The sequence below is a fragment of the Pseudomonas fragariae (ex Marin et al. 2024) genome (assembly GCF_059621105.1).
In genome coordinates, this window is record NZ_CM184369.1 from 5,494,019 (window position 1) to 5,520,000 (window position 25,982).

Consider the following 25,982-nt stretch of genomic DNA (forward strand, 5'->3'; position numbering starts at 1 on the left):
ATTTACTTGCGACGACGGACGATCATTTTGTCGGTACGCTTATTACCACGAGTCTTCGCGCCCTTAGTCGGGAAGCCCCACGGCGATACCGGATGACGACCACCAGAGGTACGACCTTCACCACCACCATGTGGGTGGTCAACCGGGTTCATGGCAACACCACGAACGGTTGGGCGAACGCCACGCCAGCGTTTGGCACCCGCTTTACCCAGCGAACGAAGGCTGTGCTCGGAGTTCGAGACTTCGCCCAGCGTTGCACGGCACTCAGACAGTACTTTACGCATTTCACCGGAGCGAAGACGCAGGGTCACGTACACACCTTCACGAGCGATCAGCTGTGCCGAGGCACCAGCGGAACGAGCGATCTGTGCGCCTTTGCCTGGCTTCAGTTCGATGCCGTGTACGGTGCTACCAACTGGAATGTTGCGCAGTTGAAGAGCGTTGCCCGGCTTGATTGGTGCCAGAGCACCTGCAATCAGCTGGTCGCCAGCACTCACACCTTTAGGGGCGATGATGTAGCGGCGCTCGCCGTCTGCGTAAAGCAGCAGAGCAATGTGAGCAGTACGGTTTGGATCGTATTCGATACGCTCGACGGTGGCAGCGATGCCATCCTTGTCGTTGCGACGGAAGTCGACCAGACGATAATGCTGTTTATGGCCACCACCGATATGACGGGTAGTAATACGACCATTGTTGTTACGACCACCAGACTTCGATTTTTTCTCGAGCAGCGGTGCGTGAGGAGCGCCTTTATGCAGCTCCTGGTTGACCACCTTGACCACAAAACGGCGGCCAGGGGAAGTCGGTTTGCATTTAACGATTGCCATGATGCACCCCTTCCTTACTCAGCACTGCTGCTGAAATCGAGATCTTGGCCTGGCTGAAGGGAGATAACTGCCTTCTTCCAGTCATTACGCTTGCCCAGACCGCGAGCAGTGCGCTTGCTCTTACCCAGAACATTCAGGGTAGTAACACGCTCTACTTTCACGCTGAACAGGCTTTCGACGGCCTTCTTGATTTCCAGCTTGGTTGCGTCAGTAGCAACCTTGAAAACGAACTGACCTTTTTTGTCTGCAAGAACCGTAGCCTTCTCGGAAACGTGCGGGCCAAGCAGAACTTTAAATACGCGTTCCTGGTTCATCCCAGCAGCTCCTCGAATTTCTTCACGGCCGACACAGTGATCAACACTTTGTCGTATGCGATCAGACTAACTGGATCGGAACCTTGAACGTCACGTACATCAACGTGCGGCAGGTTACGAGCAGCCAGGTACAGATTCTGGTCAACAGCGTCAGACACGATCAGGACGTCAGTCAGGCCCATGCCAGTCAGCTTGTTCAGCAAATCTTTGGTTTTCGGTGCTTCAACAGCGAAGTCCTGAACCACGACCAGACGATCAGTACGAACCAGTTCAGCAAGGATGGAGCGCAGCGCAGCGCGATACATCTTCTTGTTGAGCTTCTGAGTGTGATCCTGAGGACGAGCTGCGAAAGTGGTACCGCCGCCACGCCAGATTGGGCTACGGATAGTACCGGCACGAGCACGGCCAGTACCTTTCTGACGCCAAGGGCGCTTACCGCCACCACGAACGTCGGAACGGGTCTTTTGCTGCTTGCTACCCTGACGACCGCCAGCCATGTAGGCCACGACTGCCTGGTGAACCAGCGTCTCGTTGAATTCGCCGCCAAATGTCAGTTCGGAAACTTCGATTGCCTGAGCGTCATTTACATTTAATTGCATGTCAGCTTCCCCTTAACCGCGAGCCTTGGCTGCCGGACGTACAACCAGGTTGCCGCCAGTAGCGCCAGGAACAGCACCCTTGACCAACAACAGATTGCGTTCAGCGTCCACGCGCACTACTTCCAGGGACTGCACGGTCACGCGCTCAGCGCCCATATGACCGGACATTTTTTTGCCCTTGAATACACGACCAGGAGTCTGGCACTGGCCGATAGAGCCTGGGACGCGGTGGGAGACGGAGTTACCGTGGGTATTGTCTTGACCACGGAAATTCCAACGCTTGATCGTACCCTGGAAGCCTTTACCCTTGGACTGACCGGTTACATCAACCAGTTGACCAGCGGCGAAGATTTCAGCGTTGATCTGATCGCCAGCCTGGTAGTCGCCTTCTTCAAGACGGAATTCCATGACGGTACGACCGGCGGCAACGTTCGCTTTGGCGAAGTGGCCAGCCTGAGCGGCTGTAACACGCGAAGCGCGACGCTCGCCGACAGTGACTTGCACTGCACGATAGCCATCGGTTTCTTCGGTTTTGAACTGAGTGACGCGATTCGGCTCGATCTCAATGACCGTGACCGGAATGGAGACACCTTCTTCGGTGAAAATACGGGTCATACCGCATTTACGACCGACTACACCAATAGTCATGTTGTAAACCTCATGAGTGTACGGGGCTTTCACCCGCTATGGCCGCCCATTTCAGAGCGTTACACGACTAAGACCCAAGTCTTAGCCGAGGCTGATCTGAACTTCCACACCGGCCGCAAGATCAAGCTTCATAAGCGCATCAACGGTTTTTTCCGTTGGCTGGACAATGTCCAGAACACGCTTGTGAGTACGGATCTCATACTGGTCGCGCGCGTCTTTGTTGACGTGCGGAGAAACCAGGACGGTGAACCGCTCTTTACGAGTCGGCAGTGGAATCGGACCACGCACCTGTGCACCAGTACGTTTCGCGGTTTCCACGATTTCCTGGGTTGATTGGTCGATCAGGCGATGGTCAAAAGCCTTCAACCTGATACGGATTTGCTGGTTTTGCATTGGATTCAGACTCCAGATTGCTGTTCCCACCGAGCGCAATACGCCCGTTAAAAGGAGGCGCAATTCTATAGACGACCTAACAAGGTGTCAACCCAATAAAAAAGCCCCCGCAGTGCGGGGGCTCTTTTTGGGACTCAACGCTTAAGCGATGATTTTGGCTACGACGCCAGCGCCGACGGTACGACCGCCTTCACGGATTGCGAAACGCAGACCATCTTCCATTGCGATTGGCTTGATCAGGGTAACGGAAACTTTAACGTTATCACCTGGCATAACCATTTCTACGCCTTCCGGCAGTTCGCAGCTACCAGTTACGTCGGTAGTACGGAAGTAGAACTGTGGACGGTAGCCTTTGAAGAACGGAGTGTGACGACCGCCTTCTTCTTTGCTCAGAACGTAGATTTCAGCTTCGAACTGAGTGTGCGGCTTGACGCTGCCTGGCTTGACCAGAACCTGGCCACGCTCAACGTCGTCACGCTTGGTACCGCGCAGCAGAACGCCGCAGTTCTCGCCAGCACGACCTTCGTCGAGCAGTTTGCGGAACATTTCAACACCGGTGCAGGTGGTGACGGTAGTGTCACGCAGACCAACGATTTCCAGTGGATCCTGAACCTTGACGATACCGCGCTCAATACGACCAGTCACAACAGTACCGCGACCGGAGATCGAGAATACGTCTTCGATCGGCATCAGGAACGGCTTGTCGGTAACACGAACTGGTTCTGGGATGTAGGAGTCCAGTGTTTCAACCAGTTTACGAACGGCAGTGGTGCCCATTTCGTTGTCGTCTTTACCTTCCAGAGCCATACGAGCAGAACCGATGATGATCGGAGTGTCGTCGCCTGGGAAGTCGTAAGTGCTCAGCAGATCGCGCACTTCCATCTCGACCAGTTCCAGCAGCTCAGCGTCGTCTACCAGGTCAGCCTTGTTCAGGAAGACCACGATGTACGGAACGCCAACCTGACGGGACAGCAGGATGTGCTCACGGGTTTGTGGCATCGGACCATCAGCGGCCGAACAAACCAGAATCGCGCCGTCCATCTGGGCAGCACCAGTGATCATGTTCTTCACGTAGTCAGCGTGACCTGGGCAGTCAACGTGAGCATAGTGACGGATCAACGATTTGTATTCGACGTGCGCGGTGTTGATGGTAATACCACGAGCCTTTTCTTCCGGTGCGCTGTCGATCTTGTCGAATTCAACAGCAGCCGAACCGAAAACTTCGGAGCAGACGCGAGTCAGAGCAGCGGTCAGCGTGGTTTTACCATGGTCAACGTGACCAATGGTGCCAACGTTGACGTGCGGGAGGGAACGATCAAATTTTTCTTTAGCCACGACAAATAACTCCTAGCCTAAAGGCGCTGAATCAGCCTTGTTTTTTGGTTACAGTTTCGACGATGTGCGACGGAGCTGTATTGTATTTTTTGAATTCCATAGAGTAGCTTGCGCGACCCTGAGACATGGAGCGAACGTCGGTCGCATAACCGAACATCTCACCCAACGGAACCTCGGCACGAATTACCTTGCCGGAAACCGTATCTTCCATACCCAGAATCATGCCGCGACGGCGGTTAAGGTCGCCCATCACGTCACCCATATAGTCTTCAGGCGTAACAACCTCTACTGCCATGATCGGCTCAAGCAGCTCACCACCGCCCTTCTGGGCCAGTTGCTTGGTCGCCATGGAAGCAGCCACCTTAAACGCCATCTCGTTCGAGTCGACGTCATGGTAGGAACCATCAAACACGGTAGCCTTCAGGCCGATCAGCGGATAACCGGCAACAACGCCGTTCTTCATCTGCTCTTCGATACCCTTCTGGATAGCCGGGATGTATTCCTTGGGAACAACACCACCTACCACTTCGTTTACGAATTGCAGACCTTCCTGACCTTCGTCAGCAGGTGCAAAACGGATCCAGCAATGACCGAACTGGCCACGACCGCCGGATTGACGAACGAACTTGCCTTCGATTTCACAATTCTTCGTGATGCGCTCACGATAGGAAACCTGAGGCTTGCCGATGTTGGCTTCGACGTTGAACTCACGGCGCATCCGGTCAACCAGGATGTCCAGGTGGAGCTCGCCCATGCCAGAGATGATCGTTTGACCAGTCTCTTCATCAGTTTTGACGCGGAAAGACGGGTCTTCCTGAGCAAGCTTGCCCAGTGCGATACCCATTTTTTCCTGGTCATCCTTGGTCTTTGGCTCAACGGCAACCGAAATAACCGGCTCCGGGAAGTCCATACGAACCAGGATGATTGGCTTGTCAGCGTTGCACAAGGTTTCACCAGTGGTGACGTCCTTCATGCCGATCAAGGCCGCGATGTCACCAGCGCGTACTTCCTTGATTTCTTCACGGGCGTTTGCGTGCATCTGCACCATACGACCCACACGCTCTTTCTTGCCCTTGACCGAGTTGATCACGCCGTCGCCGGATGCCAACACGCCCGAGTAAACGCGGACGAACGTCAAGGTACCCACGAATGGGTCGGTAGCGATCTTGAACGCCAGAGCCGAGAACGGCTCGTTGTCGTCTGCATGACGCTCCATCAGAACTTCTTCGTTATCAGGATCGGAACCCTTGATAGCTGGAATGTCAGTTGGAGCAGGCAGGTAATCGATCACGGCATCGAGAACCAGGGGAACACCCTTGTTCTTGAAGGAAGAACCGCAAACAGCAAGAACGATCTCACCAGCGATAGTACGCTGACGCAGAGCATCCTTGATTTCCTTGTTGGTGAGTTCTTCACCTTCGAGGTACTTGTTCATCAGCTCTTCGTTGGCTTCAGCAGCAGCCTCAACCATGTTACTGCGCCATTCGTCAGCCAGTTCCTGCAATTCGGCAGGGATAGGCTTGCGAACTGGAACCATGCCCTTGTCGGCATCATTCCAGTAGACCGCTTCCATGGACATCAGATCGATCTGACCCTGGAAGTTGTCTTCAGCACCGATAGCCAGCTGGATCGGCACCGGAGTGTGACCCAGACGCTGCTTGATCTGAGCAATTACGCGCAGAAAGTTAGCGCCGGCACGGTCCATCTTGTTCACGTAAACGATACGCGGAACACCGTACTTGTTGGCTTGACGCCATACGGTTTCGGACTGCGGCTCTACGCCAGAAGTGCCACAGAACACAACGACCGCGCCGTCGAGTACACGCAGGGAACGTTCAACTTCAATGGTGAAGTCTACGTGGCCCGGGGTGTCAATGACGTTGAAGCGGTATTGGTCTTTGTGTTGCTTCTCGGAACCCTGCCAGAAGGCAGTAATAGCAGCAGAAGTAATGGTAATACCACGCTCCTGCTCCTGAACCATCCAGTCCGTGGTCGCGGCGCCATCATGCACCTCGCCCATTTTGTGGCTTTTGCCGGTGTAAAAAAGGACGCGCTCGGTGGTGGTGGTTTTACCAGCATCCACGTGAGCGACGATACCAATGTTACGGTAGCGGCCAATCGGAGTAGTACGAGCCATAAAGCCCTCGCAAAATTAGTGACGCTGAAATTAGAAGCGGTAGTGCGAGAAAGCCTTGTTGGCTTCAGCCATACGGTGCACGTCTTCACGCTTCTTGACTGCAGCACCTTTACCTTCGGCGGCGTCCATCAGTTCGCCGGCCAAACGCAGAGCCATAGACTTCTCACCGCGCTTGCGCGCGAAGTCTACCAGCCAGCGCATTGCCAGAGCATTACGACGGGACGGACGAACTTCAACAGGAACCTGGTAAGTAGCACCGCCTACACGGCGCGACTTTACTTCGACCAGCGGAGCGATGGCGTCGAGAGCTTTCTCGAAGATTTCCAGGGGATCGCTGTTCTTGCGTTCTTTAACCTTTTCCAGCGCGCCATAAACGATACGCTCGGCAACGGCTTTCTTGCCGCTTTCCATCACGTGGTTCATGAACTTGGCCAGAATCTGGCTACCGTATTTTGGATCGTCAAGCACATCGCGCTTGGCTGCTACGCGTCTTCTTGGCATGGATAAGCCCTCAAACGGTCTTCAGGTTAGCTCGGGACCACCATCCAGTTAGGAATGCGCCCGACCTTACTCTTATCGACTCAGAAAAATAGAAATCTGCAATTTCAAACAGAGGCCAAAGACTACTTAGGCTTCTTGGTACCGTATTTCGAGCGACCCTGGTTACGGCCTTTAACGCCGGAAGTATCCAGAGAACCACGAACGGTGTGGTAACGAACACCTGGCAAGTCTTTTACACGACCGCCACGGATCAGTACCACGCTGTGTTCTTGCAGGTTGTGACCTTCACCACCGATGTACGAGGAAACCTCGAAACCGTTGGTCAGGCGCACACGGCAGACTTTACGCAATGCCGAGTTAGGTTTTTTCGGCGTGGTGGTATACACACGAGTGCACACACCGCGACGTTGCGGGCAGTTCTGCAGCGCAGGTACGTCGGATTTCTCGACGATACGCTTACGCGGCTGACGTACCAGCTGGTTGATAGTTGCCATCTACTAGCTCCACTGTTGTCTTGCGACGCTATTGTCTTACAAGAAAAGCAAATGACAGGGCACAGGCCCCGCCAAATTTAGGGGTACAAGAGTCTAAAGAGGATCCCGCCCCCAGTCAAGACAAAGCCCCGACGTCCTCACCGGGCAAACAACACGAAAACGTGCTGTCTGCCAGGTGAAAAATGCCGAGGCTCTGGTCTCAATTACCGCTGGAGTTCAACGCTTCCGTCAGAGCCGCTTCTACTTCGCTCGCGCTGACACGGGTCGGTTTGTCCATTTCACGACGACGCTTGCGCTCGCTGTGATAAGCCAGACCGGTACCGGCCGGGATCAGACGACCCACGACCACGTTTTCCTTCAGGCCGCGCAGGTAATCGCGCTTGCCAGTCACAGCCGCTTCGGTCAGTACGCGGGTTGTCTCCTGGAAGGAGGCCGCGGAGATGAACGACTCGGTAGACAGCGATGCCTTGGTGATACCCAGCAACACGCGAGTGAACTTGGAAACAAACTTGTCTTCCGTGCTCAGACGCTCGTTTTCTACCAGTACGTGAGTCAGCTCCATCTGGTCGCCCTTGATGAAACTGGAATCGCCAGACTCGGCAATTTCAACCTTACGCAGCATCTGACGCAGAATCGTCTCGATGTGCTTGTCGTTGATCTTCACGCCTTGCAGACGGTATACGTCCTGAATCTCGTTGACGATGTACTTGGCCAGCGCACTCACACCCAGCAGACGCAGGATGTCGTGTGGATCGCTCGGGCCGTCGGAGATAACTTCGCCGCGGTTCACTTGCTCGCCTTCGAAGACGTTCAGGTGACGCCACTTCGGAATCAGCTCCTCGTACGGATCGCTACCGTCGTTCGGGGTGATGACCAGACGGCGCTTGCCTTTGGTCTCTTTACCGAATGCGATGGTACCGCTGACTTCTGCAAGGATCGACGCCTCTTTCGGACGACGCGCTTCGAACAGGTCGGCAACACGCGGCAAACCACCGGTGATGTCACGAGTCTTCGACGTTTCCTGCGGAATACGAGCGATAACATCACCGATCGCGATCTGCGCACCGTCAGCAACACCAACAAGGGCGTTAGCCGGCAGGAAGTACTGGGCCGGTACGTCAGTACCTGGCAGCAGCAGATCCTTGCCATCCAGACCAACCATCTTCACAGCAGGACGGATGTCCTTGCCGGCAGCCGGGCGATCTTTGGCGTCGAGCACTTCAATGTTGGTCATACCGGTCAATTCGTCTGTCTGACGCTTGATCGTGATGCCTTCTTCCATGCCTACGTAGGTAACAGTACCTTTCATCTCGGTGACGATTGGGTGAGTGTGCGGATCCCACTTGGCCACGATAGAGCCAGCGTCGACCTTGTCGCCTTCCTTCACCGAAATCACTGCACCGTATGGCAGCTTGTAACGCTCACGCTCACGACCGAAGTCATCTGCGATTGCCAGTTCACCGGAGCGGGATACCGCAACCAGGTGACCATCAACACGCTCGACGTGCTTCAGGTTGTGCAGGCGGACAGTACCGCCATTCTTCACCTGAACGCTATCGGCTGCCGAGGTCCGGCTTGCCGCACCACCGATGTGGAACGTACGCATTGTCAGCTGGGTACCCGGCTCACCGATCGACTGTGCAGCGATTACGCCGACAGCTTCACCGATGTTGACCTGGTGACCGCGTGCCAGGTCGCGACCGTAGCACTTGGCGCAGATGCCATAGCGGGTTTCACAGCTGATTGGCGAACGAACGATTACTTCGTCGATGCTGTTCAGCTCGATGAACTCGACCCACTTCTCGTCTACCAGCGTGCCAGCAGGGACGATGACATCTTCCGTGCCCGGCTTGAATACGTCACGGGCAATGACTCGACCCAATACGCGCTCACCCAGCGGCTCTACAACGTCACCGCCTTCAATGTGCGGAGTCATCAGCAGACCGTGCTCGGTACCGCAATCAACCTCGGTAACCACCAGATCCTGAGCGACGTCTACCAGACGGCGTGTCAGATAACCGGAGTTAGCGGTTTTCAACGCGGTATCCGCAAGACCCTTACGAGCACCGTGAGTAGAGATGAAGTACTGAAGTACGCTCAAACCTTCACGGAAGTTCGCAGTGATCGGCGTTTCGATGATGGAACCGTCAGGCTTGGCCATCAGACCACGCATACCGGCCAGCTGACGGATCTGGGCAGCAGAACCACGCGCCCCGGAGTCAGCCATCATGTACATCGAGTTGAAGGATTCCTGATCAACTTCGACGCCGTGACGGTCGATAACGCGTTCTTTGGACAGGTTCGACATCATCGCTTTCGAGACTTCGTCGTTCGCCTTGGACCAAAGGTCGATTACCTTGTTGTACTTCTCGCCCTGGGTTACCAGGCCGGAGGCGTACTGACTTTCGATCTCTTTAACTTCTTCGGTGGCCGCGTCGATGATGCGAGCTTTTTCATCAGGGATAACGAAGTCGTTAACGCCGATGGAAACACCCGAAATGGTCGAGTAGGCAAAACCGGTGTACATCAACTGGTCAGCGAAAATAACGGTCTCTTTCAGGCCGACCACGCGATAGCACTGGTTGATCAGCTTGGAGATCGCTTTCTTCTTCATCGGCTGGTTGACGACGTCGTAGGACAGGCCGGCCGGAACCACCTGGAACAGCAGCGCACGGCCGACAGTGGTGTCGACGATACGGGTGTTCTTGACGCTGCCACCATCACGGTCGTTGACCGTTTCGTGGATACGCACCTTGACCTTGGCGTGCAGAGCCGCTTCGCCGGCGCGGAATACGCGGTCGACTTCCTGCAGGTCCGCAAATACACGACCTTCGCCCTTGGCGTTGATCGCTTCGCGAGTCATGTAGTACAGACCCAGTACAACGTCCTGCGAAGGAACGATGATTGGCTCACCGTTGGCTGGCGACAGAATGTTGTTGGTCGACATCATCAGCGCGCGCGCTTCGAGCTGAGCTTCCAGCGTCAGAGGCACGTGAACGGCCATCTGGTCACCGTCGAAGTCGGCGTTGTACGCAGCACAAACCAATGGGTGCAGCTGAATAGCCTTACCTTCGATCAGTACCGGTTCAAACGCCTGGATGCCCAGACGGTGAAGTGTCGGCGCACGGTTCAGAAGCACCGGGTGTTCGCGAATCACTTCAGCGAGAACGTCCCAGACCTCTGGCAGCTCGCGCTCGACCATCTTCTTGGCAGCTTTGATGGTCGTAGCCAGGCCACGCATTTCCAGCTTGCCGAAAATGAACGGTTTGAACAGCTCGAGAGCCATCTTCTTCGGCAGACCGCACTGATGCAGACGCAGGGTCGGACCTACGGTAATTACCGAACGACCCGAGTAGTCAACACGCTTACCGAGCAAGTTCTGACGGAAACGACCCTGCTTACCCTTGATCATGTCAGCCAGGGATTTCAGAGGACGCTTGTTCGAACCCGTGATCGCGCGACCGCGACGACCGTTGTCGAGCAGTGCATCGACCGCTTCCTGCAGCATGCGCTTTTCGTTGCGCACGATGATATCGGGAGCGGACAGATCCAGCAGGCGCTTCAGACGGTTGTTACGGTTGATCACTCGACGATACAGATCGTTGAGGTCGGACGTCGCGAAACGGCCACCGTCAAGCGGAACCAGAGGACGCAGATCTGGCGGCAGAACCGGCAGAACGGTCAGCACCATCCACTCAGGAAGGTTGCCGGAACCCTGGAAGGCTTCCATCAATTTCAGACGCTTGGACAGCTTCTTGATTTTGGTCTCGGAATTGGTTTGCGGAATTTCTTCACGCAGACGGCCAATTTCGTGCTCCAGATCAATAGCGTGCAGCAGCTCGCGGACAGCCTCGGCACCCATGCGGGCGTCGAAGTCGTCACCGAACTCTTCGAGCGCTTCGAAGTACTGCTCGTCGTTCAGCAGCTGACCTTTTTCAAGGGTGGTCATGCCTGGATCGATAACGACATAGCTCTCGAAGTAGAGAACACGTTCGATATCACGCAGGGTCATGTCCATCAGCAAACCGATACGGGACGGCAGCGATTTCAGGAACCAGATGTGGGCAACCGGCGAAGCCAGTTCGATGTGAGCCATGCGCTCGCGACGAACCTTGGCCAGTGCTACTTCAACACCGCACTTTTCGCAGATGACACCGCGGTGCTTCAGGCGCTTGTACTTACCGCACAGGCACTCGTAATCTTTTACCGGGCCAAAGATCTTGGCGCAGAACAGACCGTCACGCTCAGGCTTGAACGTACGGTAGTTGATGGTTTCCGGCTTTTTAACTTCACCGAACGACCAAGAGCGGATCATCTCAGGCGATGCAAGTCCGATACGGATTGCGTCGAACTCTTCGACTTGACCCTGGTTTTTCAGCAAATTCAGTAGGTCTTTCAAGGCTTTTCCTCCTGGCGGAGCAGGGAGCAGGCAATACCGCCCTGCCCCCGATTCGCGTCACGTGTTATTCGGTTTCCAGATCGATATCGATACCGAGCGAACGGATTTCTTTGATCAACACGTTGAAAGACTCGGGCATGCCCGGCTCCATACGGTGATCGCCGTCCACGATGTTTTTGTACATCTTGGTACGACCGTTCACATCGTCCGACTTCACTGTGAGCATTTCCTGCAGAGTGTACGCCGCGCCGTATGCTTCCAGCGCCCACACTTCCATCTCCCCGAAACGCTGACCACCGAACTGTGCCTTACCACCCAGCGGCTGCTGGGTAACCAGGCTGTACGAACCAGTGGAACGCGCGTGCATCTTGTCGTCCACCAAGTGGTTCAGCTTCAGCATGTACATGTAGCCAACCGTTACAGCACGTTCAAACTTGTTGCCGGTACGACCGTCGAACAGCTGCATCTGGCCGCTTTCCGGCATATCTGCCAGCTTGAGCATTGCCTTGATTTCGCTTTCCTTGGCACCGTCGAAAACCGGGGTAGCCATCGGTACGCCGTTACGCAGGTTCTTCGCGAGGTCCAGAATCTCGTTGTCGGTGAGGTCTTCCAGAGATTCCTGACGACCGCCGATTTCGTTATAGATCTCGTTGAGGAACTTGCGCAGCTCAGCAACTTTACGCTGCTCTTCGAGCATGCGGTTGATCTTCTCGCCCAGACCTTTGGCCGCGAGGCCCAGGTGGGTTTCGAGAATCTGACCAACGTTCATACGCGAAGGTACGCCCAGCGGGTTGAGGACGATATCAACCGGCGTGCCATTGGCATCGTGCGGCATGTCTTCAACCGGCATGATCACAGAGACCACACCCTTGTTACCGTGACGACCGGCCATCTTGTCGCCCGGCTGGATGCGGCGACGGATTGCCAGGTAGACCTTGACGATTTTCAGAACGCCTGGAGCCAGGTCATCGCCCTGCTGCAGTTTGCGTTTCTTGTCTTCGAACTTGTCATCCAGAAGACGGCGACGATCAACGATGTAAGCCTGAGCTTTTTCGAGCTGCTCGTTGAGAGCATCTTCAGCCATGCGCAGCTTGAACCACTGACCATGCTCAAGACCATCGAGCACTTCGTTGGTGATTTCCTGGCCCTTCTTGAGGCCAGCGCCGCCTTCAGCTACACGACCCACCAGCGCAGAGCGCAGACGTTCGAAAGTAGCGCCTTCGACAATACGGAACTCTTCGTTCAGATCCTTGCGGATCTCGTCGAGTTGCGACTTCTCGATGGACAGGGCACGCGCATCACGCTCGACACCATCACGGGTGAAGACCTGAACGTCAATGACAGTACCTTTGGTACCGGTTGGTACGCGCAGGGAGGTGTCTTTAACGTCGCTGGCCTTCTCACCGAAGATCGCGCGCAACAGTTTTTCTTCCGGAGTCAGCTGGGTCTCGCCTTTCGGAGTGACCTTACCGACCAGGATGTCGCCGGCGCCGACTTCGGCACCTACATAAACGATACCCGCTTCGTCCAGCTTGTTCAGAGCCGCTTCACCCACGTTAGGGATGTCAGCTGTGATTTCCTCTGGCCCAAGCTTGGTATCACGCGCCACACAGGTCAGTTCCTGAATGTGGATCGTGGTGAAACGGTCTTCCTGAACAACACGCTCAGAAAGACAGATGGAGTCTTCGAAGTTGAAACCGTTCCAGGCCATGAACGCGATGCGCATGTTCTGACCCAGCGCCAGTTCACCCATATCGGTGGACGGGCCGTCGGCCATGATGTCGCTACGCTGAACACGGTCACCCTTGCTGACCAGCGGACGCTGGTTGATGCAGGTGTTCTGGTTCGAACGGGTGTATTTGGTCAGGTTGTAGATGTCTACACCCGCCTCACCTGTTTCAACTTCATCATCGGCAACGCGAACAACGATACGGCTGGCGTCAACCGAGTCGATCACACCACCGCGACGAGCCACGACGCAAACGCCGGAGTCGCGAGCAACGTTGCGCTCCATGCCAGTACCTACCAGCGGCTTGTCGGCGCGCAGAGTAGGAACAGCCTGACGCTGCATGTTCGAACCCATCAACGCACGGTTGGCGTCATCGTGCTCGAGGAACGGAATCAGCGATGCAGCTACCGAGACAACCTGCTTGGGCGAAACGTCCATCAGGGTGACATCGGCTGGCGCCTTGACGGTGAATTCGTTCAAGTGACGCACAGCAACCAGTTCGTCGATCAGCTCTTGCTTGTCGTTCATTGCGGCCGAAGCCTGGGCAATGACGTGGTCCGCTTCTTCGATCGCTGAAAGGAACACGATCTCTTCGGTGACCAGACCTTCCTTGACCACACGGTACGGGCTCTCGAGGAAGCCGTACTGGTTGGTGCGGGCATAGGCCGCCAGGGAGTTGATCAGACCGATGTTCGGACCTTCAGGCGTCTCGATCGGGCACACACGGCCGTAGTGAGTCGGGTGAACGTCTCGAACTTCAAAGCCGGCGCGCTCACGCGTCAGACCGCCAGGGCCGAGTGCGGAAACACGACGCTTGTGCGTGATCTCGGACAGCGGGTTGTTCTGGTCCATGAACTGGAAAAGCTGGCTGGAACCGAAGAACTCCTTGACCGCCGCCGCAACAGGTTTGGCGTTGATCAGGTCCTGAGGCATCAGGCCTTCGCTTTCTGCCATGGACAGACGCTCTTTGACAGCGCGCTCGACACGGACCAGACCAACACGGAACTGGTTCTCGGCCATCTCGCCTACGCAACGAACGCGACGGTTACCGAGGTGGTCGATGTCATCGACGATGCCTTTGCCGTTACGGATATCAACGAGGGTCTTGAGGACCGCTACGATGTCTTCCTTGCACAGCACGCCCGAACCTTCGATTTCGGTACGACCGATACGACGGTTGAACTTCATACGACCTACAGCGGACAGGTCATAACGCTCAGGGCTGAAGAACAGGTTGTTGAACAGTGTTTCAGCGGCATCCTTGGTTGGCGGCTCGCCAGGACGCATCATGCGATAGATCTCGACCAGCGCTTCCAGTTGGTTGCTGGTGGAGTCGATCTTCAGTGTGTCGGAGACGAACGGACCACAATCGATGTCGTTGGTGTACAACGTTTCGATACGAACAACCTGAGCCTTGGCGATCTTGGCCAGGATTTCAGTGTTCAGCTCGGTGTTGCACTCGGCAATGATCTCACCGGTTGCCGGATGCACGATGACCTTGGCTGTAGTGCGACCCAGGACGTAGTCCAGAGGCACTTCCAACTCTTTGATCCCGGCCTTTTCCAGCTGGTTGATGTGACGGGCAGTGATACGACGACCCTGCTCGACAATGACCTTGCCCTTGTCGTCCAGGATGTCCAGAACGGCAATTTCACCACGCAGGCGCTGAGGCACCAGTTCCAGGCTCAGGTTTTCACCGCGCACATGGAATACGTTGGTGGTGTAGAACGCATCGAGCACTTGCTCGGTGGTGTAACCCAGAGCGCGCAGAAGTACGGACGCAGGTAGCTTGCGACGACGGTCGATACGGACGAATACGCAGTCTTTCGGATCGAACTCGAAGTCCAGCCACGAACCGCGGTAAGGAATGATACGAGCGGAGTACAGCAGCTTACCGGAGCTGTGCGTCTTGCCACGGTCGTGGTCGAAGAATACGCCAGGCGAACGGTGAAGCTGAGACACGATAACGCGCTCGGTGCCGTTGATTACAAAGGTACCGTTCTCAGTCATCAGGGGGATTTCACCCATGTAGACTTCTTGCTCTTTGATGTCCTTGATCGCTTTGTTCGACGATTCTTTGTCGAAAATGATCAGACGGACCTTGACTCGCAGAGGTACTGCGTAAGTCACACCGCGCAGCACGCATTCCTTGACATCAAATGCCGGTTCGCCCAAGCGATAACCTACATACTCCAGCGCAGCATTGCCGGAGTAGCTGATGATCGGGAAAACGGATTTGAAGGCTGCATGCAGACCGACGTCGCGGAACTGATCTTTGGTCGCTCCCGCCTGCAGGAATTCGCGATACGAATCCAGCTGGATGGCCAAGAGATACGGCACATCCATTACGTCCGGCAACTTGCTAAAGTCCTTGCGGATACGTTTTTTCTCAGTATATGAGTAAGCCATCAGCGTTCCCCAGCTTGGTCACCTGCTTGTTTGGCTCCCTCCCGACGGAAGCAGCCAGAAAATCTTGCAAACCCCTTGGTTTGCGCCACCGCCATCGGTGGATACCACACGTTACAGACGTTGACAGCGCCAATCGTCTATAACGGAAAAAGGCCGGTGGCAAAAGCCACCAGCCATCAGCCTTTCGCTAAACGCGTGGGCTGGACACTCAAAATCGATGCTTATTTCAGCTCGACTTTAGCGCCTGCTTCTTCCAGAGTAGCTTTGGCTTTGTCAGCTGCGTCTTTGGCAACAGCTTCCAGAACCATTGCTGGGGCGCCATCAACGACTGCCTTGGCTTCTTTCAGGCCCAGACCGGTCAGTTCACGTACTGCCTTGATCACGTTAACTTTCTTCTCGCCAGCTTCCAGCAGCATGACGTTGAATTCAGTTTGTTCTTCAACAACAGCAGCAGCAACAGCTGGACCAGCAGAGCCGGCAGCAGCGGTGACGCCAAACTTCTCTTCGAACGCCTTGATCAGCTCTACAACCTGCAGAACGGACATTTCAGATACGGCGTTAAGGATATCGTCTTGAGAGATGGACATGACTCAATTTCCTGAATTGGGGGACGGCCTACGCGACCATCAAAATAAACAAAAATACGCGAAAAGATCTGACTCAGCCTTAGGCTGCAGCTGCTTCTTTTTGGTCGCGAACAGCCGCCAGAGTACGAGCCAACTTGCTGGTAGCGCCTTGAATCACGCTCATCAGCTGAGAAATTGCTTCGTTACGGGTCGGCAGGCTTGCCAGTACATCGATCTGATTAGCTGCGAGGAACTTGCCCTCGAACGCAGCTGCCTTGATCTCGAACTTGTCCTGACCTTTAGCGAATTCCTTGAACAGACGGGCAGCAGCGCCAGGATGTTCGTTGGAGAACGCGATCAAGGTCGGGCCGGTGAACACGTCGTTGAGAACACTGAATTCAGTGTCAGCAACAGCGCGCTTGAGCAGGGTGTTACGTACAACACGTACGTAAACGCCAGCTTCACGAGCCTCTTTACGGAGTCCGGTCATTGCGCCAACCGTCACACCACGGGCATCAGCCACGACAGCGGACAGACCAGCTTTGGCAGCCTCGTTGACTTCAGCGACGATGGCCTTCTTGTCTTCGAGTTTAATTGCCACGGGTTTAACTCCTGCTTGTTACCGTTTCATCGGACCGGAGCCAGATGTCGTTTTGGTGTCTGATTCGGTAAGGAACCGGGAGCACCATCTGCGTAGGCTTGAGGTTTAAGACTTGCGTCGCCTACGGTCTTGGATAGCCCCCGCCAGGCAGGGACCCCAATCTTTCAAACGGTACGGCAATCGATCACCGTACCGTTTTGTCTTACGCTTCCAACGAACCCTGGTCGATAACCAGGCCTGGGCCCATAGTGGTGCTCAGGGTGATGCGCTTGACGTAAATACCTTTCGAAGAAGCAGGCTTGATACGCTTCAGATCAGCGATCAGGGCTTCAACGTTTTCCTTCAGCTTGACAGCGTCGAAACCGACCTTGCCAACGGAAGTGTGGATGATGCCGTTTTTGTCGGTGCGATAACGAACCTGACCAGCCTTGGCGTTCTTGACGGCGTTAGCGACGTCAGGAGTAACGGTGCCGACTTTCGGGTTAGGCATCAGACCACGAGGACCGAGAACCTGACCCAGCTGACCCACAACGCGCATTGCATCAGGGGAAGCGATAACGACGTCGTAGTTCAGATCGCCAGCTTTCATTTCAGCGGCCAGATCGTCCATACCCACGCGGTCAGCACCGGCAGCCAGAGCAGCTTCAGCAGCAGGACCCTGGGTGAATACTGCAACGCGTACAGTCTTGCCAGTACCGTGCGGCAGTACAGTAGCGCTACGTACGACCTGGTCGGATTTACGAGGATCAACACCCAGGTTGACAGCGACGTCGATGGACTCGCTGAACTTGACAGTCGACAGCTCGGTGAGCAACGCAGCGGCGTCTACAAAATTGTAAGACTTGCCAGCTTCGATTTTTTCGGCGATTGCCTTTTGACGCTTGGTCAGCTTAGCCATTACACACCCTCCACGTTAAGGCCCATGCTACGAGCGGAACCGGCGATGGTACGCACGGCCGCTTCCATGTCAGCTGCAGTCAGATCCGCATTTTTTGCTTTAGCGATATCTTCCAGCTGAGCACGAGTCACGGTGCCAACTTTAACGGTGTTCGGGCGAGCCGAGCCGCTGGTCAAGCCTGCAGCTTTCTTCAACAGAACCGATGCAGGGGTACTTTTTGTTTCGAAAGTGAAGCTACGGTCGCTGTATACAGTGATGATCACTGGAGTCGGCAAGCCTGGCTCAATACCCTGAGTACGGGCGTTGAACGCTTTGCAGAATTCCATGATGTTCACACCGTGCTGACCCAGAGCAGGACCAACTGGCGGGCTTGGGTTAGCCTGAGCGGCTTTCACTTGCAGCTTGATGTATGCGGTTATCTTCTTGGCCATGAGGCACTCCAATTACGGGTTCAAGCGCCAATAAAGGCTCCCCGGTTACTTACGCGTATATCCCAGTGACGAAAAAACCCCACAGCCTTGGGCTGCGGGGTATGGGATTCCAGCTCAGTTATGCCTTTTCGACCTGACTGAACTCCAGCTCTACCGGAGTAGAGCGTCCGAAAATGAGCACCGCCACTTGAATCCGGCTCTTTTCGTAGTTAACTTCTTCGACCGTGCCATTGAAATCGGCGAACGGGCCGTCGGTGACGCGAACAACCTCACCTGGCTCGAACAGCGTTTTCGGCTTCGGTTTGTCGCTACCGTCAGCAACGCGACGCAGAATCGCTTCTGCCTCTTTATCAGTGATGGGGGCAGGCTTGTCAGCGGTACCGCCGATGAAGCCCATGACACGCGGGGTATCCTTGACCAAGTGCCAAGTACCCTCATTCATGTCCATCTGAACAAGCACATAACCAGGGAAGAACTTGCGTTCGCTTTTGCGCTTCTGGCCATTACGCATTTCAACCACTTCTTCAGTGGGAACCAGAATTTCGCCGAAGCCATCTTCCATGCCTGCCAGCTTCACACGCTCGACCAACGAGCGCATGACATGCTTCTCGTAACCCGAGTAAGCATGCACTACGTACCAACGCTTAGCCACGGGACACCCTTAGCCAACTATCAAGGAAACAAGCCAGCCGAGCAGGGAATCAAGCCCCCACAACAGCAACGCCATAACCAGCACAACAGCCACAACGATCAACGTGGTTTGAGTGGTTTCTTGGCGAGTAGGCCATACGACTTTACGGATCTCGGCACGGGCTTCTTTCGCCAAAACGAAGAAGGCCTTACCTTTGCCTGTCTGCAGCGCTACAAATGCAGCAGCTGCGGCAATCACAAGGAGAGCGAGAACGCGATACAGGATCGGCTCAGCAGAATAATACTGATTGCCGACAACACCCACGACAACCAAAACGACTACCAGGAGCCACTTCAGCATATCAAAGCGAGAGTCTGATGCTTCAGCCTTGGGATTCATCTACGGAGATCCTGTGAAAAGAAAGCCAGATTACATCTAGGGAATCTGGCAGGTCAGGAGGGAATCGAACCCCCAACCTACGGTTTTGGAGACCGTCGCTCTGCCAATTGAGCTACTGACCTAAAAGCAAAATCAGGCCGACCATTATGCGGACCTGACGAGAGTTTTTCAACACCTTATTCGAATCGCACCTAACAGGCGACACACCCCGAACAAGCTTCAGGCGGCGCACACAGCGCGGAACCGCCTAAAACAAAGGCAGATATTTTCATATCTGCCTTTATCAATGGAGCTCTTGAGCGGATTTGAACCGCTGACCTCACCCTTACCAAGGGTGTGCTCTACCAACTGAGCTACAAGAGCAAAACACTGCGCATGAACCACAAGCCTGGAGCGGGTAGCGGGAATCGAACCCGCATCATCAGCTTGGAAGGCTGAGGTTCTACCACTAAACTATACCCGCACAACTTGCAGCTCGCGCTAAATCTGGTGGAGGGGGAAGGATTCGAACCTTCGAAGTCGTAGACGTCAGATTTACAGTCTGATCCCTTTGGCCGCTCGGGAACCCCTCCTAAGCGAGGCAGCATTCTCAACTCATGCCACCCTTCTGTCAACCTTTTTCTCAGTAAAAACCTGAGGTTACATGCGTTGACTACTACCACTTCGTTCGTGAGACTTTCACCTCACTGCGAAGCGGGCGCCATTCTATGTAAACTAATCAGCAGTTGCAATGCCCTCGCACGACATTATTTGATTTTTTAATTGCGGAAAATCCTGACTCAGCTGACTGATCAAGCCGGCTTCGACAAGGCGTCGACTTTCCGGGGCGATTTTCAGCCAGTAGGCGGTAGCCCCACTGGACTGGATTGGCTGAAATTGAGACTGGATATCAAGGCTGTTTAATCGCTGCTCGACCAGGCGCGCATCCTCTTGCCTGGCAAAGCCACCGACGTACAGACACCTGGCGCCGGGATCGCTGGACACCCGCCCGGCATCAGACTCGCTGAGCAGACGAATATCCTGCTGAGTAGTACGGTGCAACGACAGGGGCATGAACTCTTTGGCCCTGATCGGAGCCTCTTGCTGATGCCAGATGTAATAAAAGCCATTAAGCATCAACAGCAGAAGAAATAACCAACGCATAAAGACCTCAACGCAAAGGGCAGGCCAGGGCCAGCCCCACGAAGACCAGATCAGGAACGATACGGGCTCCCGGGAGCACATCCGCAACCAGAGCAGCGTCGCCGCCAGTCACAAAAATAGCAAAGTCGTCGCCCCAATACCCACGGGCTATTTCGACCTGAGTCAATGCGAACCCACGAAGCATCAGCGAGCAGCCGCGCTCTACCGCCTCTGCGGTTGCACGCCCGGGAACAAGACGAACCAAAGCCCTTTCCGCCTCGGTGTCGTCATATCTGATGCGGCGGGTATGGGTGCGCAACTGATTGCGCATCAAGGGCATCCCTGGACAGATAAAACCACCAAGATGTGCGCCGCCCGCATCGACGAAATCAGATGTCACGGCGGTACCCAGATCAATCACCAGGCATGCACGCTTGACGAGATGGTATGCACCTACAAAAGCAAGCCAGCGATCCAGGCCAAGGCGCTCGAAATCGTCATAGCCATTCACCACCCCTCCAAGCTCACGGGCAGGCACTGCGCAGACGGGGGTGACGGAGAACGTGTTCGTCAGCACAGAAACCAGACGCGTCGTTTCTTCGGCGCTGCGAACACTTACCAGACGGCAGTCGCTGAACGTTGTGTCAGGTAGATTACGCAGGTGCTCCAACAAGGCTGCGTCAGAGTCCACAACGCCGACGCTGACCACTGCTGCATCGCTCTTGGTGGTAATGCGCCACTTGATGAAGCTGTTGCCACAATCGAGTTCAAGAATCATCTCGCAACCTCAGGCTCAGCTCACCACCGCTAAAGCTTTTTTCCACACCATTGACTTCCAACCGCAGCGCTCCAAGCGAGTCAACCCCCAACACCACTCCCTCCACGACCTCTACCCCCGAGAGCAACTTGACCGCAGCACCCTGCCACACATGCCCGCGCTCCCACTCTTTCTGAAATGCTGCAAAGCCTTCCTTGCGATGAACCGCCATGAGCGCCTCAAGCTGGGTGCTTATACGAGCAGCGACCTGATTGCGATCAACCAGTCCGCCTGTTTCGAGCCTCACCGACGTCCACAGCTGATCGACCTCGCTGGAGGAGCGCATGTTTACGTTCACCCCTATCCCGATGATCACGTGACACACGTCCGCCGGATCGCCAATCAGCTCGAGCAAAATACCGGCGATCTTCTGCCTGCCAACGAGCACGTCATTGGGCCATTTAAGACCTGCGTCCTGGACACCCATATCACGCAGCACATTCATCACCGCAAGCCCCACCAACAAGCTGAGGCCTTCCAACTGACGCATCCCGCCATCGATGCGCAGGACCAGGCTGTAATACAGGTTTTCAGCAAATGGACTTATCCACTTTCGACCACGTCGCCCTCTTCCGGAGGTCTGCTGCTCGGCCACCACCAACAAAGGCATGGGAACGCCTTGAGCAATCAGGCGCGCAGCCTCAGCATTGGTTGAGTCGATAGAGTCGTAAGTACGTACAGACCAGCCGGCAGGAAAGCCTGACTGCATGATGTCAGCAGGACTTAGAAGAGAAATGGGCGTTGCGAGTCTATAACCACGACCGCGCACCTTGTGGACATCTATGCCCAGGTCCGCCTCAAGCTGCTGTAGCTGCTTCCAGACCGCACTGCGACTTATGCCGAGGGCATCGCCTAATACCTGCCCGGAATGAAATGCACCATCAGCAAGAAGCTTTAACAAGGTCAGCATTTGGAATCGCCTGGCAATAAGGCACGCATCATAGCCACGCAGAGGCATGATGCATAGAAACGAAAACGTGTTTTCACGTTGGTTTTTTGCAGATACCAGACAAACAAAAACCCTCAACGCGTAAGCGATGAGGGTTTCTGGAATTCAATCTTGACGATGACCTACTCTCACATGGGGAAACCCCACACTACCATCGGCGATACATCGTTTCACTACTGAGTTCGGGATGGGATCAGGTGGTTCCAATGCTCTATGGTCGTCAAGAAATTCGGGTACCGAGTCGTGCCCTGAGGCGCGCTTCAGCAAATCGGGTATGTGATATCAAGCTGTTTCAGGTGTCATTCGTGACGCAAACTTTCGGTTCGTGTCATCTTCACAGTCACCGCAATCTGGTCATTCGACGCAAATTGCTTGGGTGTTATATGGTCAAGCCTCACGGGCAATTAGTATTGGTTAGCTCAACGCCTCACAGCGCTTACACACCCAACCTATCAACGTCGTAGTCTTCGACGGCCCTTCAGGGAACTCAAAGTTCCAGTGAGATCTCATCTTGAGGCAAGTTTCCCGCTTAGATGCTTTCAGCGGTTATCTTTTCCGAACATAGCTACCCGGCAATGCCACTGGCGTGACAACCGGAACACCAGAGGTTCGTCCACTCCGGTCCTCTCGTACTAGGAGCAGCCCCTCTCAAATCTCAAACGTCCACGGCAGATAGGGACCGAACTGTCTCACGACGTTCTAAACCCAGCTCGCGTACCACTTTAAATGGCGAACAGCCATACCCTTGGGACCGGCTTCAGCCCCAGGATGTGATGAGCCGACATCGAGGTGCCAAACACCGCCGTCGATATGAACTCTTGGGCGGTATCAGCCTGTTATCCCCGGAGTACCTTTTATCCGTTGAGCGATGGCCCTTCCATACAGAACCACCGGATCACTAAGACCTACTTTCGTACCTGCTCGACGTGTCTGTCTCGCAGTCAAGCGCGCTTTTGCCTTTATACTCTACGACCGATTTCCGACCGGTCTGAGCGCACCTTCGTACTCCTCCGTTACTCTTTAGGAGGAGACCGCCCCAGTCAAACTACCCACCATACACTGTCCTCGATCCGGATAACGGACCTGAGTTAGAACCTCAAAGTTGCCAGGGTGGTATTTCAAGGTTGGCTCCACGCAGACTGGCGTCCACGCTTCAAAGCCTCCCACCTATCCTACACAAGCAAATTCAAAGTCCAGTGCAAAGCTATAGTAAAGGTTCACGGGGTCTTTCCGTCTAGCCGCGGATACACTGCATCTTCACAGCGATTTCAATTTCACTGAGTCTCGGGTGGAGACAGCGCCGCCATCGTTACGCCATTCGTGCAGGTCGGAACTTACCCGACAAGGAATTTCGCTACCTTAGGACCGTTATAGTTACGGCCGCCGTTTACCGGGGCTTCGATCAAGAGCTTCGCTTGCGCTAACCCCATCAATTAACCTTCCGGCACCGGGCAGGCGTCACACCCTATACGTCCACTTTCGTGTTTGCAGAGTGCTGTGTTTTTAATAAACAGTCGCAGCGGCCTGGTATCTTCGACCGGCAGGGGCTTACGCAGTAAATGCTTCACCTCCACCGGCGCACCTTCTCCCGAAGTTACGGTGCCATTTTGCCTAGTTCCTTCACCCGAGTTCTCTCAAGCGCCTTGGTATTCTCTACCCAACCACCTGTGTCGGTTTGGGGTACGGTTCCTGGTTACCTGAAGCTTAGAAGCTTTTCTTGGAAGCATGGCATCAACCACTTCGTGTTCTAAAAGAACACTCGTCATCAGCTCTCGGCCTTAAGATCCCGGATTTACCTAAGATCTCAGCCTACCACCTTAAACCTGGACAACCAACGCCAGGCTGGCCTAGCCTTCTCCGTCCCTCCATCGCAATAACCAGAAGTACAGGAATATTAACCTGTTTTCCATCGACTACGCTTTTCAGCCTCGCCTTAGGGACCGACTAACCCTGCGTCGATTAACGTTGCGCAGGAAACCTTGGTCTTTCGGCGTGGGTGTTTTTCACACCCATTGTCGTTACTCATGTCAGCATTCGCACTTCTGATACCTCCAGCAAGCTTCTCAACTCACCTTCACAGGCTTACAGAACGCTCCTCTACCGCATCATCAAAAGATGATACCCGTAGCTTCGGTGCATGGTTTGAGCCCCGTTACATCTTCCGCGCAGGCCGACTCGACTAGTGAGCTATTACGCTTTCTTTAAAGGGTGGCTGCTTCTAAGCCAACCTCCTAGCTGTCTAAGCCTTCCCACATCGTTTCCCACTTAACCATGACTTTGGGACCTTAGCTGACGGTCTGGGTTGTTTCCCTTTTCACGACGGACGTTAGCACCCGCCGTGTGTCTCCCATGCTCGGCACTTGTAGGTATTCGGAGTTTGCATCGGTTTGGTAAGTCGGGATGACCCCCTAGCCGAAACAGTGCTCTACCCCCTACAGTGATACATGAGGCGCTACCTAAATAGCTTTCGAGGAGAACCAGCTATCTCCGAGCTTGATTAGCCTTTCACTCCGATCCACAGGTCATCCGCTAACTTTTCAACGGTAGTCGGTTCGGTCCTCCAGTTAGTGTTACCCAACCTTCAACCTGCCCATGGATAGATCGCCCGGTTTCGGGTCTATTCCCAGCGACTAGACGCCCTATTAAGACTCGCTTTCGCTACGCCTCCCCTATTCGGTTAAGCTCGCCACTGAAAATAAGTCGCTGACCCATTATACAAAAGGTACGCAGTCACCCAACAAAGTGGGCTCCCACTGCTTGTACGCATACGGTTTCAGGATCTATTTCACTCCGCTCTCCGCGGTTCTTTTCGCCTTTCCCTCACGGTACTGGTTCACTATCGGTCAGTCAGTAGTATTTAGCCTTGGAGGATGGTCCCCCCATATTCAGACAAGGTTTCTCGTGCCCCGTCCTACTCGATTTCATTGCAAAGGGATTTTCGCGTACAGGGCTATCACCCACTATGGCCACCCTTTCCAGAGTGTTCCGCTAATCTCAATACAACTTAAGGGCTGGTCCCCGTTCGCTCGCCACTACTAAGGGAATCTCGGTTGATTTCTTTTCCTCAGGGTACTTAGATGTTTCAGTTCCCCTGGTTCGCCTCTTGCACCTATGTATTCAGTACAAGATAACCATCTTATGATGGCTGGGTTCCCCCATTCAGATATCTCCGGATCACAGTCTGTTTGCCGACTCCCCGAAGCTTTTCGCAGGCTACCACGTCTTTCATCGCCTCTGACTGCCAAGGCATCCACCGTATGCGCTTCTTCACTTGACCATATAACCCCAAGCAATCTGGTTATACTGTGAAGACGACATTCGCCGAAAGTTTGCATTTCACAAACTTTACCTTAGCCCGGACACACACCAGTGAAAGAGGTGCCCGGTCTATATTTCTTTCTATCACATACCCAAATTTTTAAAGAACGATCTAATCAAAGACTAGAAATCAACATTCATGCACCCCTTGTCTTGCAGGGTGGAATGCTCATTTCTAAGCTTTCAAACAGAAGCAGTAAGTGGTGGAGCCAAGCGGGATCGAACCGCTGACCTCCTGCGTGCAAGGCAGGCGCTCTCCCAGCTGAGCTATGGCCCCGTATTTCTACAGGCGTTTCCCACACAAAATTGGTGGGTCTGGGCAGATTCGAACTGCCGACCTCACCCTTATCAGGGGTGCGCTCTAACCAACTGAGCTACAGACCCAATTTCGAGCTTGTAGCCGCTAGCGTTGAGCTATCAGCTTGGAGCTTAAAGCTGCTTCTAATCGTCTTCTTCAATGAATCA

Annotated in this window: 20 protein-coding genes, 6 tRNA genes and 2 rRNA genes; all 28 read right to left on the bottom strand. The window is 54.6% G+C overall.

All coding sequences use genetic code 11. From position 1 onward, the window contains the following. Positions 1 to 2 precede the first annotated feature (2 nt). The 28 genes from rplB to AC54XV_RS23970 all read right to left on the bottom strand — a co-directional run bounded on the left by rplB (position 3) and on the right by AC54XV_RS23970 (position 25,901). Positions 3 to 827 carry a 50S ribosomal protein L2 gene (gene rplB / locus AC54XV_RS23835; RefSeq protein WP_003317104.1) on the bottom strand — a complete coding sequence of 275 codons (825 nt, stop codon included), beginning with the start codon at positions 825 to 827 and terminating at the stop codon, positions 3 to 5. A 14-nt stretch (positions 828 to 841) separates the two neighbouring features. Then, positions 842 to 1,141, bottom strand: a complete 300-nt coding sequence (gene rplW / locus AC54XV_RS23840; protein ID WP_002555488.1) for a 50S ribosomal protein L23 — start codon at positions 1,139 to 1,141, stop codon at positions 842 to 844. Beyond that, entirely contained in the window at positions 1,138 to 1,740 is a 603-nt protein-coding gene (rplD, locus tag AC54XV_RS23845) for a 50S ribosomal protein L4 (protein WP_002555489.1), read from the bottom strand. Before rplD ends, rplW begins: the two co-directional genes overlap by 4 nt. 12 nt (positions 1,741 to 1,752) lie before the next feature. Continuing rightward, positions 1,753 to 2,388 (bottom strand): 50S ribosomal protein L3, encoded by a 636-nt coding sequence (rplC, locus tag AC54XV_RS23850; protein WP_002555490.1) that lies wholly within the window; start codon positions 2,386 to 2,388, stop codon positions 1,753 to 1,755. A gap of 81 nt (positions 2,389 to 2,469) precedes the next feature. Next, the gene (rpsJ, locus tag AC54XV_RS23855) at positions 2,470 to 2,781 is read right to left on the bottom strand and encodes a 30S ribosomal protein S10 (RefSeq protein ID WP_002555491.1); all 312 of its coding nucleotides are present in this window, start codon (positions 2,779 to 2,781) and stop codon (positions 2,470 to 2,472) included. Between the two features lie 141 nt (positions 2,782 to 2,922). Beyond that, on the bottom strand, positions 2,923 to 4,116 hold the full coding sequence (gene tuf, locus AC54XV_RS23860; RefSeq protein ID WP_003344210.1) for an elongation factor Tu: 1,194 nt from the start codon (positions 4,114 to 4,116) through the stop codon (positions 2,923 to 2,925). A gap of 31 nt (positions 4,117 to 4,147) precedes the next feature. Beyond that, complete coding sequence (gene fusA, locus AC54XV_RS23865; protein ID WP_003400432.1) at positions 4,148 to 6,253, bottom strand: elongation factor G; 2,106 nt, start codon at positions 6,251 to 6,253, stop codon at positions 4,148 to 4,150. Between the two features lie 30 nt (positions 6,254 to 6,283). Continuing rightward, entirely contained in the window at positions 6,284 to 6,754 is a 471-nt protein-coding gene (gene rpsG / locus AC54XV_RS23870) for a 30S ribosomal protein S7 (RefSeq protein WP_003400433.1), read from the bottom strand. A 122-nt stretch (positions 6,755 to 6,876) separates the two neighbouring features. Continuing rightward, positions 6,877 to 7,248 carry a 30S ribosomal protein S12 gene (rpsL, locus tag AC54XV_RS23875; protein ID WP_002555494.1) on the bottom strand — a complete coding sequence of 124 codons (372 nt, stop codon included), beginning with the start codon at positions 7,246 to 7,248 and terminating at the stop codon, positions 6,877 to 6,879. 199 nt (positions 7,249 to 7,447) lie between these two features. After that, on the bottom strand, positions 7,448 to 11,647 hold the full coding sequence (gene rpoC / locus AC54XV_RS23880; RefSeq protein ID WP_003431814.1) for a DNA-directed RNA polymerase subunit beta': 4,200 nt from the start codon (positions 11,645 to 11,647) through the stop codon (positions 7,448 to 7,450). 64 nt (positions 11,648 to 11,711) lie between these two features. Further along, positions 11,712 to 15,785 (bottom strand): DNA-directed RNA polymerase subunit beta, encoded by a 4,074-nt coding sequence (gene rpoB / locus AC54XV_RS23885; RefSeq protein ID WP_496717243.1) that lies wholly within the window; start codon positions 15,783 to 15,785, stop codon positions 11,712 to 11,714. Positions 15,786 to 16,006: 221 nt separating this feature from the next. After that, positions 16,007 to 16,372, bottom strand: a complete 366-nt coding sequence (gene rplL, locus AC54XV_RS23890) for a 50S ribosomal protein L7/L12 (RefSeq protein WP_003400441.1) — start codon at positions 16,370 to 16,372, stop codon at positions 16,007 to 16,009. A gap of 79 nt (positions 16,373 to 16,451) precedes the next feature. Continuing rightward, a complete protein-coding gene (rplJ, locus tag AC54XV_RS23895) occupies positions 16,452 to 16,952 on the bottom strand; it encodes a 50S ribosomal protein L10 (RefSeq protein ID WP_002555498.1) in 501 nt (166 codons plus the stop codon). Positions 16,953 to 17,154: 202 nt separating this feature from the next. Then, positions 17,155 to 17,850 (bottom strand): 50S ribosomal protein L1, encoded by a 696-nt coding sequence (rplA, locus tag AC54XV_RS23900; protein ID WP_003400443.1) that lies wholly within the window; start codon positions 17,848 to 17,850, stop codon positions 17,155 to 17,157. Next, a complete protein-coding gene (gene rplK / locus AC54XV_RS23905; protein WP_002555500.1) occupies positions 17,850 to 18,281 on the bottom strand; it encodes a 50S ribosomal protein L11 in 432 nt (143 codons plus the stop codon). The genes rplA and rplK overlap by 1 nt, the downstream gene beginning before the upstream one ends. Before the next feature lie 118 nt (positions 18,282 to 18,399). Continuing rightward, a complete protein-coding gene (gene nusG, locus AC54XV_RS23910) occupies positions 18,400 to 18,933 on the bottom strand; it encodes a transcription termination/antitermination protein NusG (RefSeq protein ID WP_003317113.1) in 534 nt (177 codons plus the stop codon). Positions 18,934 to 18,942: 9 nt separating this feature from the next. Continuing rightward, on the bottom strand, positions 18,943 to 19,311 hold the full coding sequence (gene secE, locus AC54XV_RS23915) for a preprotein translocase subunit SecE (RefSeq protein ID WP_002555502.1): 369 nt from the start codon (positions 19,309 to 19,311) through the stop codon (positions 18,943 to 18,945). Positions 19,312 to 19,357: 46 nt separating this feature from the next. Further along, positions 19,358 to 19,433 (bottom strand) — tRNA-Trp (locus AC54XV_RS23920). A 165-nt stretch (positions 19,434 to 19,598) separates the two neighbouring features. Continuing rightward, positions 19,599 to 19,674: transfer RNA gene (locus tag AC54XV_RS23925), tRNA-Thr, on the bottom strand. 26 nt (positions 19,675 to 19,700) lie between these two features. Continuing rightward, positions 19,701 to 19,774: transfer RNA gene (locus tag AC54XV_RS23930), tRNA-Gly, on the bottom strand. 24 nt (positions 19,775 to 19,798) lie between these two features. Then, positions 19,799 to 19,883, bottom strand: a tRNA-Tyr gene (locus tag AC54XV_RS23935). A gap of 142 nt (positions 19,884 to 20,025) precedes the next feature. Further along, entirely contained in the window at positions 20,026 to 20,454 is a 429-nt protein-coding gene (locus AC54XV_RS23940; RefSeq protein WP_057458068.1) for a hypothetical protein, read from the bottom strand. A 7-nt stretch (positions 20,455 to 20,461) separates the two neighbouring features. Further along, entirely contained in the window at positions 20,462 to 21,211 is a 750-nt protein-coding gene (locus tag AC54XV_RS23945; RefSeq protein WP_496717246.1) for a pantothenate kinase, read from the bottom strand. Beyond that, on the bottom strand, positions 21,201 to 22,160 hold the full coding sequence (gene birA / locus AC54XV_RS23950) for a bifunctional biotin--[acetyl-CoA-carboxylase] ligase/biotin operon repressor BirA (protein ID WP_024650892.1): 960 nt from the start codon (positions 22,158 to 22,160) through the stop codon (positions 21,201 to 21,203). The genes AC54XV_RS23945 and birA overlap by 11 nt, the downstream gene beginning before the upstream one ends. A gap of 148 nt (positions 22,161 to 22,308) precedes the next feature. Then, positions 22,309 to 22,424: ribosomal RNA gene (rrf, locus tag AC54XV_RS23955) — 5S ribosomal RNA — on the bottom strand. A 158-nt stretch (positions 22,425 to 22,582) separates the two neighbouring features. Further along, positions 22,583 to 25,476, bottom strand: a 23S ribosomal RNA gene (locus AC54XV_RS23960). A gap of 242 nt (positions 25,477 to 25,718) precedes the next feature. After that, positions 25,719 to 25,794 (bottom strand) — tRNA-Ala (locus tag AC54XV_RS23965). Positions 25,795 to 25,824: 30 nt separating this feature from the next. Further along, positions 25,825 to 25,901 (bottom strand) — tRNA-Ile (locus AC54XV_RS23970). Positions 25,902 to 25,982 lie beyond the last annotated feature (81 nt).

Coding starts and splice junctions, on each gene's coding strand:
- rplB (WP_003317104.1), bottom strand. CDS start 827: ATGGCAATCGTTAAATGCAAACCGACTTCCCCTGGCCGCCGTTTTGTG.
- rplW (WP_002555488.1), bottom strand. CDS start 1,141: ATGAACCAGGAACGCGTATTTAAAGTTCTGCTTGGCCCGCACGTTTCC.
- rplD (WP_002555489.1), bottom strand. CDS start 1,740: ATGCAATTAAATGTAAATGACGCTCAGGCAATCGAAGTTTCCGAACTG.
- rplC (WP_002555490.1), bottom strand. CDS start 2,388: ATGACTATTGGTGTAGTCGGTCGTAAATGCGGTATGACCCGTATTTTC.
- rpsJ (WP_002555491.1), bottom strand. CDS start 2,781: ATGCAAAACCAGCAAATCCGTATCAGGTTGAAGGCTTTTGACCATCGC.
- fusA (WP_003400432.1), bottom strand. CDS start 6,253: ATGGCTCGTACTACTCCGATTGGCCGCTACCGTAACATTGGTATCGTC.
- rpsG (WP_003400433.1), bottom strand. CDS start 6,754: ATGCCAAGAAGACGCGTAGCAGCCAAGCGCGATGTGCTTGACGATCCA.
- rpsL (WP_002555494.1), bottom strand. CDS start 7,248: ATGGCAACTATCAACCAGCTGGTACGTCAGCCGCGTAAGCGTATCGTC.
- rpoB (WP_496717243.1), bottom strand. CDS start 15,785: ATGGCTTACTCATATACTGAGAAAAAACGTATCCGCAAGGACTTTAGC.
- rplL (WP_003400441.1), bottom strand. CDS start 16,372: ATGTCCATCTCTCAAGACGATATCCTTAACGCCGTATCTGAAATGTCC.
- rplA (WP_003400443.1), bottom strand. CDS start 17,850: ATGGCTAAGCTGACCAAGCGTCAAAAGGCAATCGCCGAAAAAATCGAA.
- rplK (WP_002555500.1), bottom strand. CDS start 18,281: ATGGCCAAGAAGATAACCGCATACATCAAGCTGCAAGTGAAAGCCGCT.
- secE (WP_002555502.1), bottom strand. CDS start 19,311: ATGAATCCCAAGGCTGAAGCATCAGACTCTCGCTTTGATATGCTGAAG.
- AC54XV_RS23940 (WP_057458068.1), bottom strand. CDS start 20,454: ATGCGTTGGTTATTTCTTCTGCTGTTGATGCTTAATGGCTTTTATTAC.
- AC54XV_RS23945 (WP_496717246.1), bottom strand. CDS start 21,211: ATGATTCTTGAACTCGATTGTGGCAACAGCTTCATCAAGTGGCGCATT.
- birA (WP_024650892.1), bottom strand. CDS start 22,160: ATGCTGACCTTGTTAAAGCTTCTTGCTGATGGTGCATTTCATTCCGGG.